The 17323-nt window shown below is 56.2% G+C and carries 18 protein-coding genes and 3 pseudogenes; 11 read left to right on the top strand and 10 right to left on the bottom strand.

Features of this window, described 5'->3' with window-relative positions; genetic code table 11:
* Window positions 1–21: 21 nt before the first annotated feature.
* From tnpB to AC244Q_RS26585, 4 genes are all read right to left on the bottom strand, one after another.
* Window positions 22–369, bottom strand: a complete 348-nt coding sequence (gene tnpB / locus AC244Q_RS26600; RefSeq protein WP_003551791.1) for an IS66 family insertion sequence element accessory protein TnpB — start codon at window positions 367–369, stop codon at window positions 22–24.
* Window positions 366–776 carry an IS66-like element accessory protein TnpA gene (gene tnpA, locus AC244Q_RS26595; RefSeq protein WP_018244910.1) on the bottom strand — a complete coding sequence of 137 codons (411 nt, stop codon included), beginning with the start codon at window positions 774–776 and terminating at the stop codon, window positions 366–368. The genes tnpB and tnpA overlap by 4 nt, the downstream gene beginning before the upstream one ends.
* Window positions 777–1086: 310 nt before the next feature.
* Complete coding sequence (locus AC244Q_RS26590) at window positions 1087–3963, bottom strand: ATP-binding protein (protein ID WP_128406147.1); 2877 nt, start codon at window positions 3961–3963, stop codon at window positions 1087–1089.
* Window positions 3964–4319: 356 nt separating this feature from the next.
* Window positions 4320–5231, bottom strand: a complete 912-nt coding sequence (locus tag AC244Q_RS26585) for a LysR family transcriptional regulator (protein WP_128406148.1) — start codon at window positions 5229–5231, stop codon at window positions 4320–4322.
* Window positions 5232–5428: 197 nt separating this feature from the next.
* On the opposite strand from AC244Q_RS26585, the gene AC244Q_RS26580 reads away from it, so the two are divergent.
* The 4 genes and pseudogenes from AC244Q_RS26580 to AC244Q_RS26565 form a co-directional block, all read left to right on the top strand.
* Window positions 5429–5686, top strand: a complete 258-nt coding sequence (locus AC244Q_RS26580; RefSeq protein WP_128406149.1) for a putative antibiotic biosynthesis monooxygenase — start codon at window positions 5429–5431, stop codon at window positions 5684–5686.
* Between the two features lie 47 nt (window positions 5687–5733).
* Complete coding sequence (locus tag AC244Q_RS26575) at window positions 5734–7212, top strand: aldehyde dehydrogenase family protein (RefSeq protein ID WP_245460439.1); 1479 nt, start codon at window positions 5734–5736, stop codon at window positions 7210–7212.
* Between the two features lie 40 nt (window positions 7213–7252).
* Window positions 7253–7762, top strand: a complete 510-nt coding sequence (locus AC244Q_RS26570; protein WP_245460440.1) for a nuclear transport factor 2 family protein — start codon at window positions 7253–7255, stop codon at window positions 7760–7762.
* 154 nt (window positions 7763–7916) lie between these two features.
* A pseudogene (locus AC244Q_RS26565) lies at window positions 7917–8144 on the top strand (MFS transporter); the annotation flags it as partial.
* 124 nt (window positions 8145–8268) lie between these two features.
* On the opposite strand, the gene AC244Q_RS26560 reads toward AC244Q_RS26565, so the two are convergent.
* Window positions 8269–9078, bottom strand: a complete 810-nt coding sequence (locus AC244Q_RS26560; protein WP_128406150.1) for a carbon-nitrogen hydrolase family protein — start codon at window positions 9076–9078, stop codon at window positions 8269–8271.
* A 136-nt stretch (window positions 9079–9214) separates the two neighbouring features.
* A complete protein-coding gene (locus AC244Q_RS26555; protein WP_128406151.1) occupies window positions 9215–9781 on the bottom strand; it encodes a TetR/AcrR family transcriptional regulator in 567 nt (188 codons plus the stop codon).
* Between the two features lie 132 nt (window positions 9782–9913).
* Between AC244Q_RS26555 and AC244Q_RS26550 the strand changes: the two genes are divergently transcribed.
* The 7 genes and pseudogenes from AC244Q_RS26550 to AC244Q_RS26520 form a co-directional block, all read left to right on the top strand.
* A complete protein-coding gene (locus tag AC244Q_RS26550) occupies window positions 9914–10771 on the top strand; it encodes an alpha/beta fold hydrolase (protein WP_128406152.1) in 858 nt (285 codons plus the stop codon).
* Between the two features lie 265 nt (window positions 10772–11036).
* Window positions 11037–11777, top strand: coding sequence for an SDR family NAD(P)-dependent oxidoreductase (locus tag AC244Q_RS26545; protein WP_128406153.1), 741 nt, complete (start codon window positions 11037–11039; stop codon window positions 11775–11777).
* 127 nt (window positions 11778–11904) lie between these two features.
* Window positions 11905–12306: a RidA family protein gene (locus AC244Q_RS26540; protein WP_128406154.1), complete on the top strand. Its 402-nt coding sequence runs from the start codon at window positions 11905–11907 to the stop codon at window positions 12304–12306.
* A 123-nt stretch (window positions 12307–12429) separates the two neighbouring features.
* Entirely contained in the window at window positions 12430–12774 is a 345-nt protein-coding gene (locus AC244Q_RS26535) for a hypothetical protein (RefSeq protein ID WP_128406155.1), read from the top strand.
* Window positions 12775–12826: 52 nt separating this feature from the next.
* Entirely contained in the window at window positions 12827–12976 is a 150-nt protein-coding gene (locus tag AC244Q_RS26530) for a hypothetical protein (protein WP_164902285.1), read from the top strand.
* Between the two features lie 208 nt (window positions 12977–13184).
* Window positions 13185–13308: pseudogene (locus AC244Q_RS26525) on the top strand (quinone oxidoreductase family protein); the annotation flags it as partial.
* Between the two features lie 35 nt (window positions 13309–13343).
* A pseudogene (locus tag AC244Q_RS26520) lies at window positions 13344–13611 on the top strand (GMC oxidoreductase); the annotation flags it as partial.
* A gap of 396 nt (window positions 13612–14007) precedes the next feature.
* On the opposite strand, the gene AC244Q_RS26515 reads toward AC244Q_RS26520, so the two are convergent.
* From AC244Q_RS26515 to AC244Q_RS26500, 4 genes are all read right to left on the bottom strand, one after another.
* Complete coding sequence (locus AC244Q_RS26515) at window positions 14008–14997, bottom strand: GlxA family transcriptional regulator (protein WP_128406156.1); 990 nt, start codon at window positions 14995–14997, stop codon at window positions 14008–14010.
* A gap of 142 nt (window positions 14998–15139) precedes the next feature.
* Entirely contained in the window at window positions 15140–15763 is a 624-nt protein-coding gene (locus AC244Q_RS26510; protein WP_128406157.1) for an HD domain-containing protein, read from the bottom strand.
* 96 nt (window positions 15764–15859) lie between these two features.
* The gene (locus tag AC244Q_RS26505; protein ID WP_164902286.1) at window positions 15860–16576 is read right to left on the bottom strand and encodes a GNAT family N-acetyltransferase; all 717 of its coding nucleotides are present in this window, start codon (window positions 16574–16576) and stop codon (window positions 15860–15862) included.
* A gap of 38 nt (window positions 16577–16614) precedes the next feature.
* Window positions 16615–17322, bottom strand: a complete 708-nt coding sequence (locus tag AC244Q_RS26500) for a DJ-1/PfpI family protein (protein ID WP_128406159.1) — start codon at window positions 17320–17322, stop codon at window positions 16615–16617.
* Window position 17323: the final 1 nt, after the last annotated feature.

Genomic DNA, 17323 nt, shown 5'->3' with positions numbered 1-17323 from the left:
CCGCCATTCCAGTGCTTTTGCTCATCCTGCCGATGTTGGCCGCCAGGTCTTTTGCGGCATCCGCCAGTCTATGCCTTCGAGCAGATAACCGAGCTGGGCCGGTGTGATCACCACCGTGCCGTCAGCGGCTGACGGCCAGATGAAGCGGCCGCGCTCCAGCTTCTTCGTGAATAGACAGGCTCCTTGTCCGTCATGCCAGATCACCTTGATCAGACCTCCACCGCGCCCCCGGAACACGAACAAATGTCCGCACATCGGATCGCGCTTCAGCGTCTCCTGCACCATCAGCGACAGACCGGGGAAGCCTTTGCGCATGTCCGTGTGACCGGTCGCCAGCCAGACCTTCACACCACTCGGAACCGGGATCATCTCCGCCCCAGCACGACATCGAGAATGCGGCCCAGCGCGTCCGTGTCGATGTCGCTGTCTACGCGGATACGACGGTCCCGACCGAGTTCAATCGTCACATCGCTGCGCTTCCGGCGGGACTGCGATGGGGTGGGTGGCCCCGAGGGAATGGGCGAGGCTGGAAGCGCGGCCTCGGACACGACCACCGGCACCAACGTGCTCGCTGTTTCCGTCCTCGGCTCCTCGATTTGACAAAGCTCCTTGCGCCAACGGAAGAGCTGGCTGACATGGATACCGGCCGCACGGGCAATCTCGGAAAGCACTGCACCTGGCTCGAGACAGGCTGCAACGAGCCGCTCTTTATCTTCCTGAGACCAGCGCCGTCGGCGCTCGACAGACGTGATCACTTCAATCTGATGCTTCGTCATAGGACTACTCCTAGTGTTTGCACTAGGACTTCCGATGTTCGTCTCAACCTCGCAAGACGGCCCTCACCGGACGCTTACGGCGCGCTTCCGGCTACGGCATCGGCGGCATTCCCTACACCGCACACGAGATGACCGCAGAGAAGATGATCGTCTTCAAGCAATGAGTTTCGTCATCCACTCTCATTCGCCCAAGGCGGCAATGGGGACGCCTAGAAAGGAACGCAACCAGTGCGGTGGGCCTCCGGTTTCTAAAGCGCGGTAGGCCCTTGCGGAAGAAGCATTAGCCTTCATCCCAAGGATTTCGGTTGTTTTATCCGCTGGCGGGGGCCGCCGTGTCGTAAAGCTCGCGAGTTCCAGCAATCGATGCGCGGTGAAGTATGTCTTGCGCTCGATCCATCCCGGGCAATTGATCCCGATCCTCGAGGCAATCAAGCAATTGAGTGATCAATTCTCCCGCCACGATCGGACGCCCGGTTGCGAGCTCGAGTTCCGCCAGGCCAAGCGTGGCCTCGAACTCGTATAGATATAAGCTCCGGAAACGCGCCACCTCGATCGAGCGCCTGAAATGAACACCCGCCGCGTCGAGATCGCCCGGCTCGTTGCGAGCGACCAAGGTTTGCGCAAGAATCCGTTCATGCTCGCCGATAATGCGCGCGTCTTGGTCGTTCGTGCAGTACGTCATGGCCTCCTGCAACGTCTCCAGGACACCGTCGAAATCACGAAGGAAAAGCCTTGTTTCCGCCAACTCAAACAACAGTATCGGGAAAAGCCCGCCCTGCTTTTTAAGGAATGGCTCAGTTTTGAGCTCTTTGCTCAGGCTGTGCTCTGCCGCTCGCAAATCGCTTTCAGACACAATCTGCTTCTTATATTCCTCCTTCGTCAATATCGCTCTGTAAGAGACAACCAAGGCGTTCCAAGGCTTATAAAAGGCTGCGATTTTTTCCAGCTTTTGCAAGTAACCGCTGGCGATGTCGACGTCACCGGAGTGCAATTCACACAAGAGCGCACCATGGGCGAGGACGAAACACAGGGTCGATGAATTTGCTCGATACTCAGCGCTTTCCACCAGGAAGGCAAGAGCTGTCCGTGCTTGTTCGCAGTAACCAAGCCAGTATCTCATCAACGAAACGGTCACCTCACTATATAGTGTCAGGCTGTTACCAAAATATAGGTAATATTTTCTTGGAAAATACACGCAATTGGCCAGGAACGTCTCAAGCTTATTTACAGATGACACAATCTCGGAATGTTCAACGTCATAATATGCGGAAATCAGCAGAGGGAGTTGCTGAATCGCCGGGTCGTCCGACCTTGCGGCCAAAACACGAAATGCGTCGAGTTCGTATTGAATTGGGCGTCTCGCAATATTGAGGGAGTCAATGAGTGCGTAGAGTGCCCTAAGCTGTAAAAACTCGTCCTTAGCCGTTTGCGCAGCGCGCCACGCTTGCTCGACCAGGGATCCTTCGTCTATCCCGCTGACCAGAATATGTGATTGGGAAGAAACATAAGAGACCAGAACCCGCGCTCTTAAAGCAACATCCGCATCCGGGTCGGCATTTACCTTGCGCATCGCCAGGCCAAGGTAATGGATGCCCTGACTAAGCGACGTGAGTTCGAGCCAAAGCCGTTCCGCAGCGAGGGTCAGCCGCACAGCCAATGGGCCATTGAACTCGAATGCCCAATCAAGCGCCGCACGGACCTCCTCCAGACAGCCCTGCATCTTGGCGCGACCGAGCACAGGCTCGTAGTCATCCCAATTTTGCCGTTCCAGCAAACTCAAAAAGTATTGAGCGTGGTTTTCCCTGGCAAGTTCACGCTCTCCAAACGGACCTTGCGCCTGGGAAGCGTATGCCCTCGTGGTTTCCAGTAACCTGTATTCGTGCGGGTCCGCCTGATGATTGAGGCTCAAGAGGGACTTGTTCACCAATTCCACGATCGCGTTACGCACTGATTGCGCGTTCATCCCCTCCCCGGGGGCGACCGAGATCGCCGCATCGACCGTAAACGGGCCTGCAAAACAAGCAAGACGGCGGATCACGGCCTGCAGTCTGGGTGATAGTTGGTTGTAACTCCAGTCAATCGTCGCGCCCATCGATCGATGGCGGGGAATGACCGCGCGACGGTCCAAGTCGAAAAGCGCAAATCGCTGATCAAGGCCGCGGCGGATTTCTTCGATACCGAGAACATCGACCACCGAGGCGGCAAGTTCAAGCGCCAAGGGAATGCCGTCGAGCCGCCTACAAATCTCAGCGACCGAAACCGCGCTTTCATCGGTTATGAGGAAATCGTCTATCGTTTGGCGGACCGTTCTCATGAATAATTGAACAGACGAGTATCCGTCGATGTCCGACGCCGTACCCTGGAGAGACAATGGCGGGATTTCCAATGGTTCAAGGCGCCATATTACTTCGCCCGCAACGCGCAACGATTCACGGGAGGTAACGAGTATCTGAATGTTGTTAGTTTCGGCCAACAGGCGTTCAGCTAGCAGCGCGACGTTCTCTATGACATGCTCGCAGCAATCCAGAATGAGGAGTAACTGGCGTCCATGAATACCGAGTAGAATCTGTTCAACGCTTGCCTCCTCCCCGTCATGCAAATCAAGGGAGCCCTTGATCGCCGCGATGACTTGGTCCTGGTGCACGATCCGGCCAAGATCAACGAAGCAAATACCATCTGCGTAGGAATCTGCGAGTTTGCGAGCCACGGCGAGCGCCACGGTGGTCTTGCCGATCCCGCCGGTTCCAAGAATCGTGACGAGCCGGTTTTTGTTAAGCAACTCGCAAACACCGCTGGTTACTTCATCCCGGCCAATAGGCGTTGTCAGGTTTTGAGGAGCGCGAAACCGACGTCTCGCAGACGCTTCCCTGTACCGGTGCCCAAAGGCGATGTCCCCAATGAAGCGATACCCAAGCGAGGCTTCGGCACGGATGAAGTTTCCTTCGTCTCCTAAAGCCTTTCTCAGGCCGGAAATCTGCACTTTCAGATTTGCTTCGTCCACGGTAAGGCCGGGCCACGCCTTCTCGAACAGCTCTCCTTTGGTGACAAGCTGTCCCGGTGTCTCGATCAGTGCGCTCAATATAGCAAGGGCGCGGGCGCCAAGTTGGACAGGGACTTCACCCTTTATCAACACGCGGCGAACCCGGTTAAACCGAAAAGGGCCAAATACTGCATCAGGAGTGGACATATGGTGACCTTTGCTCCTGGTACCGGTCTCCCACGACCTCGACGGAAACTTACTATGCCTGAGTTGATGCGTCAGCCGATTGTGCGGAGTATTGCAGGTAATCAGACTATCATACCCGTCGATATATTGAAGGCCCGCGGCGGCTCAACTCGGCTTCAGATGAGCATCGCTGGGAAAACGGCTTGACAGGTTGGTCGAGCCTATGAGCATTCGTCAATACGGGGTCTTGAGCGGAATCGACCTTCGGCTCCTGCGCTTCTGCTGTTAAGTGGCTTGAATTAAAGAGCATTTCCCATGAGACCGATCCTAAACAGCAAACTGTCCCATAGCAGTGGACAGAAATCTTGGGTGCCGACTCAATAAAGCTTTTGGGAAACGCGCTCGGCCATGAAATCAATGAAGGCGCGAACTTTGGGCGCTCGTGCCGACATAGGGGGCCAGACGAGCGAAACGCTGCCACGTTCGTCCGTGTAATCTGCGAGGACAGCTTGAAGCCGTCCCGCCGCAATGTCTTCGCTTACGAGATAGCTCGGCGCCTGAATAATCCCCAAGCCACCCAGTGCGGCGGATGCAAGTGCCTCGCCGTCATTTAAAACGACAGAGGGCTTGATTGGCGTTAGTTGGAGTGAATTTTTGAACGCCCAAACTTCCGGCCGACCGGTGGTTGGAAAACGATAAAAAACACAGCAGTGATTATGGAGATCTGACGGAGTTCGCGGGGTGCCGCGGTGTGCAAGATATTCCGGCGAGGCGCACGTTATGAATGTGTGTGGTCCGATCCTCCGTGCGCGTAACGTCGAATCGTCCAGCTCACCTAGCCGCAGCACCACGTCATACCCACCATTGATAATATCAACCTTGACGTCATCGAGGCTGATCTCGGTCGTCACATCTGGAAAGCGGATGCGAAAATCGAGGAGCGCCGGCATGATGATCTTGCGACCTAAGACTGTGGGCACACTAACCTTAATGCGGCCTCGGGGTGCCTTTTGAACCAAGTGAAGCTCTTGCTCAGCGTCATGCAGTTCTTTCAATATGCGGGCGACGTATCGATATAGAATGTCGCCTTCCCCGGTCACGGCTAGAGATCTGGTCGTACGGTTCAGCAATCGCAGGCCTAGACGCGCCTCAAGTCGCTCCACCGCCTTTCCCACGGCCGATGCAGATAGACCAAGCTTCCTTCCCGCAGCCGCAAAACTTCCGGTTTCGACGGCGACTGAAAACGCGACGAGGCCGCTAAGGGATTCTATTGAGACGATTGAAGACATTATGTCCGGTATGATGCGACGAAGACCCCCATTCCGTCAACAGCCGCGATTCTCCAATATCTACACAGCAACTGTTCGCGCAGACCGCTACTAGAACGTCGAGCTAAGCATTGGGAGGAAGTAATCATGTCTCACACTCATGCACGTGTCCCCCGTCGTTGATCATTCAACGCGCCGGGTAAAGGATCAAGCAAGCAATGACAGGATTGCGGCAGGTAATATTCGAACGCCTGAAAACGACTGCGATGGTGTGGCTCGCCGTCTACCCAAGCGTCCTTCTGATTGTTTGGATTGTAGGCGACTGCATGCAGGATTGGCCAATGCCGCTGCGGGTACTGGGCGCAACGCTCATGGTTGTGCCAATTGTCACCAACGTTAGCCAACCCGCAGTCAGGACAATTGTCGGCAAAATCGAACAGGTAATGGTGCAGTGGCAATTACGTAACCGGCTCTAGCCTCGTCCTTTCCGGACGGATACTCGAAAGTGGAAGGATCCACAGATATGACGATGCCCCTCGACAACATACCGAGCCGCAAAGCCTTCAATTGGATCAGCGGATCTCAATGCCAAGAAGGTCAGTTGAAACAGTCAATAGACCCAGCGACTTATAACGTAATCGGCCACTACCCCGACTACGGCCTTGAGGCAGCGAAATTTGCGGTGGCAGCAGCCTCTAAAGCCTTTCGCGAAACAACGTGGGCGCATGATCATGAATTACGGGCTCGTGTGCTCGACCAACTAGCGTGCGCCTTCGAACGCAATCGCGACAGACTACTCGAAATTCTGTCGTTGGAGAACGGCAAGGTAAAGGCTGAAGCTGCATTCGAGCTGGACATGGTTGCGAGCAAACTCCGCTACTCGGCAGCCACTGCCCTGGTCGAAGGTGGACGGGCATTGACACCAAAGCCCGGGAGCATCTCCGTGATCCTTCGGCAACCGATGGGAGTCGCGGCGGTCATTGCACCTTGGAACTCTCCGGTCATTCTGACGATCCGATCACTCGCCCCAGCGCTCGCTGCTGGTTGCACCACCGTCATCAAACTCCCGGCACAAGTCGCACAGACGGCAAGCGTCATGGCCGAGATTATGGCGGAAGCAGAGGATCTTCCGAATGGCGTGATCAATCTGTTTTTCGAAAGCGGTCCTGAGGGCTCCGCCTATCTCGTGGACTCGCCGGAGGTCCCAGTCGTCAGTTTCACCGGATCTACCCGTACCGGCCGAGCCATTAGCAGCGCCGGCGCGAGGTACCTCAAACGTTTCGGAATGGAGCTCGGCGGCAAGACGCCGATGATCGTCTTTGACGATGCAGACCTTGATGCCGCCTTGCCGGTACTGCAAAAGGCGCTGACTGTCTTCAGCGGTCAGTTCTGCATGACGGGGTCCCGCTTGCTCGTGCAGGATGGAAAATATGAGGCCGTGCGCAACGGATTGGCGGAGAGATTGCGCAAGGTCAAGGTTGGCCCCGCCGCCGACCCCTCCAGCGATATGGGCCCGCTAATCGACCGCGCTAACGTTGCGCGGGTCGATGGTGTGGTCGAGGCCGCTATCGCAGCCGGCGCGAAGGTTGTCGAGCGTGGCGGCCCCATCAATGTGGGTTCCCTTGCAAACGGCGCTTTCTTTCGCCCGGCCCTTCTGGAAGTCTCCGACAACAGTCTTGCTATCGTACAGGAGGAGACTTTTGGTCCGGTGCTGACGATTCAGCGGTTCTCTGACGAGGCGGAAGCGATCCGTCTTGCCAACGACAATGAGTATGGACTGTCGGCCAGCATCTGGACACGCGATGTAGATCGATCCTTGCGCGTCGCGCAGGCGCTCGAAGCGGGCTCGGTGTGGATTAATGACTGGGCGAAGGTCTACGACGGTACCGAGGAGGGCGGATTCAAGCAGTCTGGCGTTGGCCGCTTGAACGGTCTGGCCGCGCTGGACGATTTCATCGAACACAAGCACATCGCGCTCAAGCCGGGCTTGGCGCAACGCTGACACCTCAATTCCCAAAGTCACTTAGAAGGAGGAATATACGATGTCTATCAATGCGCACGCTAAGAAGTTGTCTAAAGCCGAGCCTGCATCCCCCACGTCACCGTTGGGGGTATTGCAGTCGATCCTGTCGAACCCGACTGACCTGGATTTCGTAAAACAATTCACGACGGACGATTTCATTTATGTTTCGCTGAACTATGAGCACGCGGAGCTGAAGCGGATCATGCCTTGGGCCGGTACCAACGAAGGTACCGAAGGGCTGGTTCAGACTTTTATCGATGTCGGCCGTTACTGGACGACAGACAACTTCGAAATTCAGGACAGCTTCGAAAATAAGAACGGAGCAGCGATCTTCGGCACGTTCACCTACACATCAAACGTTTTGGGCAAAACGGTGACGTCGCCCTTTTCGGTTCTGGCGCGCGGTGAGAACGGCAAGCTGTCTTATGTGCAGTTTATGGAAGATACTTTCGCAACGGTCCGCAGTTTCAGAAACGGTGGCGAGTATTCCATCAAAGCGAACCCAGACGGGTCCGAAATCACTGTCTGAATGTAGGTCTGCCTCGCGGCAACGATCACTAACTTGATGTAATAGGTTTCGGGTAGCAAGTAATCGCTAGGCGAACTGAACGAAACTTCGGTCAGTTTTCGGCAAAACAACGCCGAAAAAACAATCCTGATCCTGCATGCGATTGCTCATCTCTCGCAGGAGCGATGGCGCCTATGGCTGGGGCGTGACCGAGGATTCTGCCGATCCGCAAAAGATGGTCGAATGGTTCATGGTCGAGTCCTGGGCGAAGCACCTGCGCCAGCACAAACGGGTTTCGCAGGCCGATGCCGACCTCCAGGCCAAGGTACTTGCCTACCACTCGGGTCCCGACAGGCCTGTTATTCGCCATTTCCCGGCGATCAACCGGCCGGGAAAAGCCTGACACGAAGACGTCTTTGGCAGGAACAGGCAGGATCAAGGTCCTCCCAAGAGCGGGAGGACCGGCAATACGGCAGTGCAACGTAGTGGAGTCCTGCAGAGAACTACAGTGACTGGTTTTTTGACAATTAAATATCGATATCAGGGACCCCGATGCCGCCAGGGTCACGCAGTTCGTCCACGTAACAGGGATATTCCTGCCGCTGTCGGGCAGAAACCTGCGCATCGATGTCCATTAGCATGACGGAAGAACTGGTTTCTGTCCGCCCAGCCAGATCGCCCCCGGGGGTGATGGCGAAGCCGCCTCCGCCGAAGCGTGGACCATCCGTAGAATGCCCGACCCTGTTCGAACTGACGACGTAACTCCCAGAGACGATTGAGGCCATCTTGCCGGCAGTTATCCAGCTTTCGTGGGCAGAACCGGTCGCCCGAGGAACGGCAATCAAATCGGCTCCGCATCGGCCGTATTGTCTGGCGTGTTCGTTGAACATGAGTTCGGTACACAAAAGGACGCCTACACCTAGCCCGCAAATATTCTGGATGTTGAAGCGCCCATCGCCTCGACTGAACCAGGACACCTCGGACCAACCAGGCTCCTGCGGAAGGTAGGTCTTCGTATGCAGGGGGCGAACTTCGCCGTTCTCGATGACGATCGCCTCATTGGCAAGGCGGTCGGCGAGCAGCATTGGACGGCTTGTTATAACGGCCGGAATGTTCAGCGCAGCGAGAGCAGCGGTTCCAGCTTCGTGGATCTCAACACTTTGCTGTGCGTCCTCGACTACGAAATCATTCTTTCGAGCCAGCCACTGACCGAAAGGCATCTCATTCATCAACAGTATATCGGGCCTGCACTTGCCAATAGCTTGGGCAAATTGCTCCCACGCCGGTCCATGCGGCTGCAAGCCATCGGTCATTTCGACGTAAGCACAAACAGGCATTATTATCCTCCACCTCAAGGGATTGAGCTTAGTACTTGGCGTAGGGTCAAAGTTCCAGGGCTGCCATGAGCTTCCCGATGGACGGACGGGTATTCTCAATGCGGTAGCGGATACGGTAACCGGCACGGCTTAGGCGTTATCGGCTAGACAGTGACTTCGCAGCGGCTGCATTTTTAGCTTCTTCGATGGAAAGGCGAACCGCTCGTTTCATGGCATCCTTCTCGCCGAATATCGCAACAAAAGCCGTGGCACCTTCCAAACGGGCTAACGTGTCAGTCGCAATGTCGCGAGCTACATCGACAGGCATGGCGCGGGACAGGATGCTCGACAGATGATCGCGATGCGCTTGAAAAAATGCTCGAACGGCATGCTTCGCAATCGGGGTCTCGTCACTTGTGCCGTAGGCTAGATGCAGACCTACGCATCTGCCGCGATCAGTGAGAGTGGTCGCGATAAATTCGATGACCTCGACGAATTCATCATCCCATTGCCCGGAGGCTGAGTCTCTTCGACCGAATGTCTCTTGCAAAGTGAGATCAAGTACCGCCGGAACGAGAGCTTCCTTATTGGGGAAGCGGACGTACAGCGATGATTTCTTCAGGCCCACGGCATCCGCGAGGTCATTCATCGACGCGCCTGCATAACCTTTTGATCGAAACAACTCCCTCGCAGTCGATACGATCGTTTCTCTCATGACTTTCATACGTCTTCTCCGAGCCAGGGTTCTCCGCATTTGATACAGGAAATCTAAGGGGTTGACAACCGACCGTTCGGTCGTATTTTACCTTCATTCGCGACTGTTGGTTTGTCGAATCCTTTGAGAAGGAGTTCTAAAATGGCCGTAAGCTACAAAACGCAAAAGGTACAAGACGTCGAGGTTTTCTACAGAGAGGCCGGTTCAAAGGAAGCACCAGTCCTTCTTCTGCTCCACGGTTTTCCGTCATCCAGCCACATGTTCCGTGATCTGATCCCGCTGTTGGCAGATCGATACCGCGTCATCGCACCAGACCTTCCCGGGTTCGGTCGAACGAGTTCACCTGCACGTGGAGAATTCCCTTACACATTCGATAAACTCGCCGCTGTCATGACGGGCTTCACAGAGGCACTCGGCCTCAGCCGTTATGCACTTTACGTTTTCGACTATGGTGCACCGATCGGGTTCAGGATGGCGACGGCCAATCCGGACCGAATCTCCGCCATCATCAGCCAGAATGGCAACGCCTATATCGAAGGGTTCAGTGATGCATGGACGGCGTGGGAGGCATATTGGCGTGACCCCTCCACTCAAAACAGAGAGGCATGTCGGGCATCTCTGTCTCCTGAGGTGATCGAGAACTGGCAATACCGCACCGGGACATCAAAGGAGCGTCTTTCACCCGATGGTTATCAACTTGATATCGCGTTCATGTCGCGGCCGGGTGCTGAAGACATTCAACTGGATCTAATCCTCGACTACAGAACAAACATCGACCGGTATCCGGAGTTTCAGGCGTATTTTCGGGATCACCAGCCACCGTTCCTGGCGGTCTGGGGCAGACATGACCCAGCATTCGTACCCGCGGGTGCCGAGGCCTATAAGCGTGACCTGCCCACCGCGGAGGTCCATCTGCTCGATACCGGCCATTTTGCCTTGGAAACACATGCGGATGAGATCGCTCAGTTCATCCGGAGCTTCCTGATCAGACATGTCTAAGCTCGATAAGACTGTCGTCGTCGGGCTTGGCTCAAGTGGCCACTGAAAAGCGGACAATCGCGAAGCTTCACGGGGAGGACAGGTACGGGTTTTACGACCTATTCCAAGTGTTCCTGTTCAAGCAACGGAGTTTTGCACGTCTGGCACCTACAGGGATGCCAGCAATCCCCGCGAAATAGTGTTCGCTTGTTCGGTTGGATCCGACGGTGTCCTTCGCAAATAACTTCAAACACATAAACTTATCCTGGTGGAAAGGAACAGATACATGATCAATCTTGAAGGCAAACGCGCACTGGTAACTGGCGGGTCGCGAGGCATTGGTGCTGCGATCGCATTGGCGCTGGCAGAAAACGGCGCGGATGTCGCATTCACCTACCAACGCTCCGCCGAAAAAGCCTCGAAGGTAACCGAAGCGATCGAAAAGATGGGGCGTCGCGTGGCTGCAATCCAAGCGGACAGCGCCGACCCCGAGGCAATTGCTAGCTCAGTAAGCGAGGCCGTCTCCGCTTTGGGCGGGCTGGACATCCTTGTGAACAGCGCCGCGATTGGCCACAACGGCATGATCGTCGACCTGGATGTCTCAGCGTATCAGACCTTGATGGATGTCAATGTACGAGCTCCGGTCCTGTTCGCGAGAGCCGTCATCCCGCATCTCGGCAAAGGCGGCCGCATCGTCACAATCGGCTCGGCTCTGGGCGAGCGGGTACCGTTTCCCGGCATAACACCCTATGCAATGTCCAAGGCAGCACTCACATCCTTCACACGCGGTCTTTCGCGTGAACTTGGTCCAAGTGGTATCACCGTCAATCTCGTGCAACCCGGAGCAACCGATACTGAAAGCAACCCGGCGGACGGCCCGGCAGCAGACTTGCAGAAAAGCTTGACCTCCTTGGGACGCTACAGCGAACCGCGGGAGATTGCCAACGCTGTGGTATTTCTCGCAAGCCCGGCCGCGAGTGTCATCACGGGCGCTATTCTCACCGCAGACGGCGGTGCAATCGCCTGACTTGCTCGTGCAAGATTCTGATGGAGCGATGGTGCCCACCTTTTCGATCGCCCGGACTAACCGGCAACACACCATTTCGGTGGGCGCCATCTCCATGCTTATACCTTCCTCACAATAGGAGACCTCAATGGCAAAGCCTGAACTTTTCGTCACGGCCGGATACGGGCAGAAATTCCATGAGCTTTTGCACTTTTCACAAGCGCTCAAGATTGGTGATCGCATCGAGATCTCCGGCCAGGGCGGATGGAACGATGAACTCGAAATTCCGGAGTCAATCGTGACCGAGATCGAGAGAGCATTTGAGAATGTCCGGCGAACCTTGGCCACGGCTGGCGCGGACTGGAAGGATGTCGTCCATGTCAACTCTTATCACGTCGGAGGCTTTCCACCGATCGTGAACGAAACGATTGCCGGTCTTTTCCGTGAGTACATGCCCGATCGAGCTCCGATCTGGACGCAGACCGGTGTGGAAGCCCTTGGGCTCCCCGCCATGCGAATTGAGATCCGTGTCACTGCCATCCTGGAATGACTCTGGCGCCTACCACGGCTGCATTACGATGCAAAGGCTAGTCGCGTTTAGCAACGACCGACCCATGGCCAGCCTGTGACCGCCTTAATGCGGTCAGAATCTCAGCCTCCCAAGGAGAATGTAATGAACACCGACAGTTGCCCCATTCCCACACCGCAGGAGGGCTCCTTCCTAGCCATCCAGCAAGCAGCCGAACAGACGATGCTTGAGAAGGTGTTGCGCGCCATCTCCGATGCGACAGCCGAAGTCACGAGGAACGTGCAAGACGCTGGTTTGGAATTTGAACCGACCAGTGAAGGCTACTTCATGTTTGCGGTTCAGCAGGCAACATTCGTGCGCCTTTGCGGAGGCAATCCGGATACGCTGCGGGGAGGAAACCCGGAGGTTGGCGAACATGTCATTCGGAACTGTCGCAACATCATTGACACCTATTGGAAGAGCCACACAGCACAGACCACGGTGCCCTGAAAAGCACTTCCCTGTCCCAGGCAATCGGTCACAGCAATAAACGAGGTCCATCATGAAATGGGAATACCTGACAGTCGACAAGACACTCGATAACCAGCAGATGAACGAACTTGGTGACGCCGGGTGGGAATTAGTTGCGGTCGGTTCACCAGCGCATTTCGTCTTTCATTATTTCTTCAAGCGGGAAGCTCAGCCGCTATAGCAACTATCGAAGGACTGAAGCGTTTACAGGCGTCTTGCCTTTTAGCAATGCAAATGGCGCTCGGCAGGGGCGGGACGACCGCGATCCGGCCCCGCAATCGCTGGGCAATCCCTTATCAGTGGAATTCAGCAGATTGGGCTGAGCGCTGCAAATTGGGTTCATCGGAGAATGACAGTTAGCCCGTGCAGTTACGGAAAAGGAAGAACAGATGAAGGCTGCAGTCTATGGCAACCCTGGTGTTCCGGCCGTTCTTGAATATGCCGGATCCTGCCTGCGGGCCGGGCGATGTGCTCATTGCCGCCGAGGCTATTTCCATTGAGGGAGGCGACCTCTTTGGTGAATTGCACTGAGAGCTGACCCAGGCTCCACCCGCTTCATGTTTCGCACATGGTTCCGCAAGACCATGTGCATGGGCGCTGCCATCCAAGAGACGGGCGGCGCGCGGATGGGAGAGACTCCGGAGATATCCATCAGTGCTCAATCGCTACAACCAAGTTTGGGACGCGCCTAACCTCATCGTCACCGACGCCAGCGCCTTCCCCGGCAGTGGATTTGCCGGCACCACCCTCACCGTCATGGCTCTGACCCTTTGCGCCTGCCGTCATCTCGTTGATGGAGAAGAGTATTCCTCTTAAAAAGGCTCTAACGCAGATGAGCAACTGCCCGATTACACCAGGTCTTGATGAGATACGAACCGGCGACCTATCTGAGTCAGATCGCCAAGTCACTGAAATCCATGATAATCTTTGCCCCGTATAGGAAATAATACCGGTCCCGTAGCCGCGTATTCCGAAGGTCGATGAAGAGCCGCTTGAGAAGCTGCACGAACATCGGCGGGCGAACCCACGCCCGTTATCGCCTTGTGTCGATCAAACGTATACCGAAATTGCAGGATATTACCGCGCTGTAGAGATCGGAGGGGTAGTGGCGATCCGGCACACCCAGGGACATACGCTGCGTTATGATATCGGCGTTGTGGAAGGGCGCGACGAGCGACGTGGGATTGTCGACGTCCAAGGGCGTCACCGACACTATGCTTGCCCGAAGTGACTTCGATAATCCTGGGGAGAGACGCCGTAGGCCTTCAAAAAAGCACGCCGCATACGCTCGTCGTCCCCGAATCCAACCCGGTGTGCTATGCGTTGAATAGAGTCCGAAGCCACTTCAAGCAGCCGTCTCGCAGCTTCGACGCGAAACTGCTCGACAGCACGAGCAGGGCTCTCGCCGGTATCACGATGATAGACGCGGGCAAAATTGCGAGGGCTCATCCTTGCTTCGGCGGCTAGCGCAGGAACTGATAGGTCGTTCCCAATGTTTGCCCGCATCCAAGCATGAAGATCATCGAAACGGCCGCGAGCGTCGTGCATCTGGCGCCGGAGTTCGACGCTGAACTGTGACTGGCCGCCTGGCCGCTTCAGGAAGAGAACCAATCGACGCGCCAGCGCCAGTGCAGTGACATGACCGAGGTCATCTTCGACCATAGCCAAGGCCATATCAATCCCCGCGGATACGCCGGCAGATGTCCAGATTCCATCAGACAAGACAAATATCGAATCGGGTCTGACAATGACCGAAGGGTAATCGCGTTCCAGATTTCTGCATTCTTCCCAGTGCGTCGTTGCCTCACGACCATCGAGTACGCCGAGTTCCGCGAGGATAAACGCTCCGACGCAAATCGAACCGATCCTGCGTGGATGGTCGAGGTACTTCGCCAGGCACGAGCGCAGCGACGCGGTTGCGGCTGTCGATTGCGCTGGCGCGCCACCGGTAATCAGCAACGTGTCGATCGTGCCGGTCATCACGTCATCGATCCGTTCAGAATCCAACATCACGCCCGTGTCCGTAGCGATTGGCCCACCTGTTTCAGATGCCAGGATGACCTCGTAGGCTGGATTACCGTCTTCCAGACGGGCATCGTTGAACACCTGAAGTGGTCCGGTCACATCAAGCATTTTGGAGCGATCGAAAACCACAAGAACGACTTTGCGACGCTCTTTCCAAGTTTGTTTGGTGGACTTCATGGGCATACGGTCATTGGTGCCATTCGTGATGTGAGTGTCAATCGAGCGGAACCCGATCCCTACGTCTGGTCACCGACGCTCTGCGTTTGAGGATGGGCCATCACCTGCAGAGTAAAATCAAGGTGTCGATCGCAACAGCCGCCTACTCGTCGAACGGAGCGCCGTCCAGCCAGGCTTGCGGGTCGGGTATATCGAGTTTCCCGTTTCGCTGATGCTCAATGCAGGTGCACATATGAAAGCGGTGCGGATAAGGCTGTTTGCTGTCGAGTTCTTCGCGATGCATTTCATAGAAGCCCCGCTTGAATCCCAATCGTGGGTATCTCCGCACCACCTCGGCTACATCGTGAAGGTTTATTTCGGGTGGCAAGGCGATGACGTCATAAAGGATGCCGAGCTGCGTTATGCGTGCTTCATCCTCCTTGAAGAGATTGAGATCCCAGGTATGGGCGGCAATCGTGGTCCACACCTGCCAAGTCCGGTCGTCGGCGACGCCGTGCTCCTTGAGGAAGCGGCGTGCTGCATGCGCACCCTCGATCTCAAAGCGATTTGGGCCGCGGCCAACGTCGGTGAATCCAAGATCGTGCAGCGTCGCCGAAAGGAAAATCATCTCGCGGTCCGCTTTCGAGTTTTCTTTCTGAGCGAGAAGCTCGGCGAAATAATAGCAACGCATGAGGTGGTTAAAGAGCATGTCATTGGACACCGATCGAACGAAGTCCACGGCTTTGCGGACAATATCGGTGTCCGGAGCTTTGATTTCCGAGAGCATTGCTTTTCTCCAAGGATATTCGGACCGACGGTGAACCGGCCTAAGTAACTCGTTGCCACATTCACAGCTAAGACATTCCGACCTCTAATCCGGCAGCTATTCCTTGATAGGGTCGGCCGATGCGAGCGAGAGGGCAGTAACGTGCAATCGTCGGCGTTTCACAAATCCCAGTTTTTCATAGAGCGCGATTGCGGATTGGTTTGCCGCGTAGACATGAAGAAACGGAATGCCGCCATCCGACCTGATGCGCGTGCAAAGCTGGACGGTTAGCATTTGTGCCAGCCGCTTTCCCCTGTGGTCGGGGTGGACGCAAACCGCGCTGACTTCCACCAGACCACCAAACCGCATGCGTTCACCGATCATCGCCACCAGCGCGCCTTGCTGGCGAATTCCAAGATAACGCCCAAGCTCAATGGTCCGAGCTGTAAAGGGACCAGGCTTCGTCAGGTCCACCAGTTCCTGCATGTCAGGGACATCTGCGGGGGCTAGGTCGAAACATTGGAGCGTCGTCTCCGGCGCGCGCTCCGGGATGCTTTGGGCTACCATCTGATAGCCTTCGCCCAACATGGACGCATCAAATGAGGTCGGCGGATTGAGAATTTGCGTCGTGAACAAGGCAACCTTGTCAGCGCTGGTCAGCAGCGTGCCGAGTTCCGCATAAGCATCCGGAGTTGCTTGCTCCATCGCGGCGAACACCGAAAGTGCCGGTTCGTAGCGGCGAGCAAATCTGCCACCTTTGGACACCGTCTGCTGGTCCATCGTCAGTGCTGACCAAACCGGATTGTCAAGCATAGCGACCTGAGCGTCCCGCAAGTGACCCTCCTTAGAAACCGAGCGAATGGCCGTGGTGCTCATCGTACCGGAGCCCCCACGGCGGCCATGAGATCGGCTGCTGCACGCTCGACAATTGCCTGGCCGTCCGGCGCCGCGGCAGCTATGCGTGCGAATACCGCATCGCGAATACCTGGCGCCGCGATCTCCGGGCGCCCCGAGCCGAATGGTGGTTCCTGTGCATATTCGAGGTTCAACTGCACTGCCTCAGCCACTTCGCGTCCTGCGAGTTCCGCGATCATGACCAAGGCGAAATCGATGCCCGCCGTGACGCCGCCGCCGGTGATGATCCGGCCGTCACGGACGACCCGAGAGTCATCGGGAACCGCGCCGAACAGAGGAAGCATGTCCCGGAACGCCCAGTGGCAGGCCGCGCGTTTTCCTCGAAGGAGCCCAGCAGCGCCCAGGATCAGCGACCCCGAGCAAACGGAAGTCACATAACGGGAACTGCCGGCCAAGCGCCTGATCTCATCCATGTAACGGCCGTTTTCAATCGCGGCGAAGCAGCCGCTTCCGCCGGGCACGCAGAGAATGTCGCAACGATCAATCGCTTCGAGGTCCTCAAGAGAACTGAACGTTAGGCCGTCAGCGGTCACCGGCTCTGCGTCGATGGAGGCGACCAAAACCTTCGCGTTTGGCATTCTCGAGAGGAACTGGTGCGGGCCAGTAAAATCGAGCTGAGTCATGCGATCAAAGATCGGCATGACGATGGTTAGACGATCGACCATG

Source organism: Rhizobium sp. CB2179 (assembly GCF_057653455.1).
Note: the sequence above shows the minus strand (reverse complement) of the source record. Positions and strands in the feature narration are given on the sequence as shown.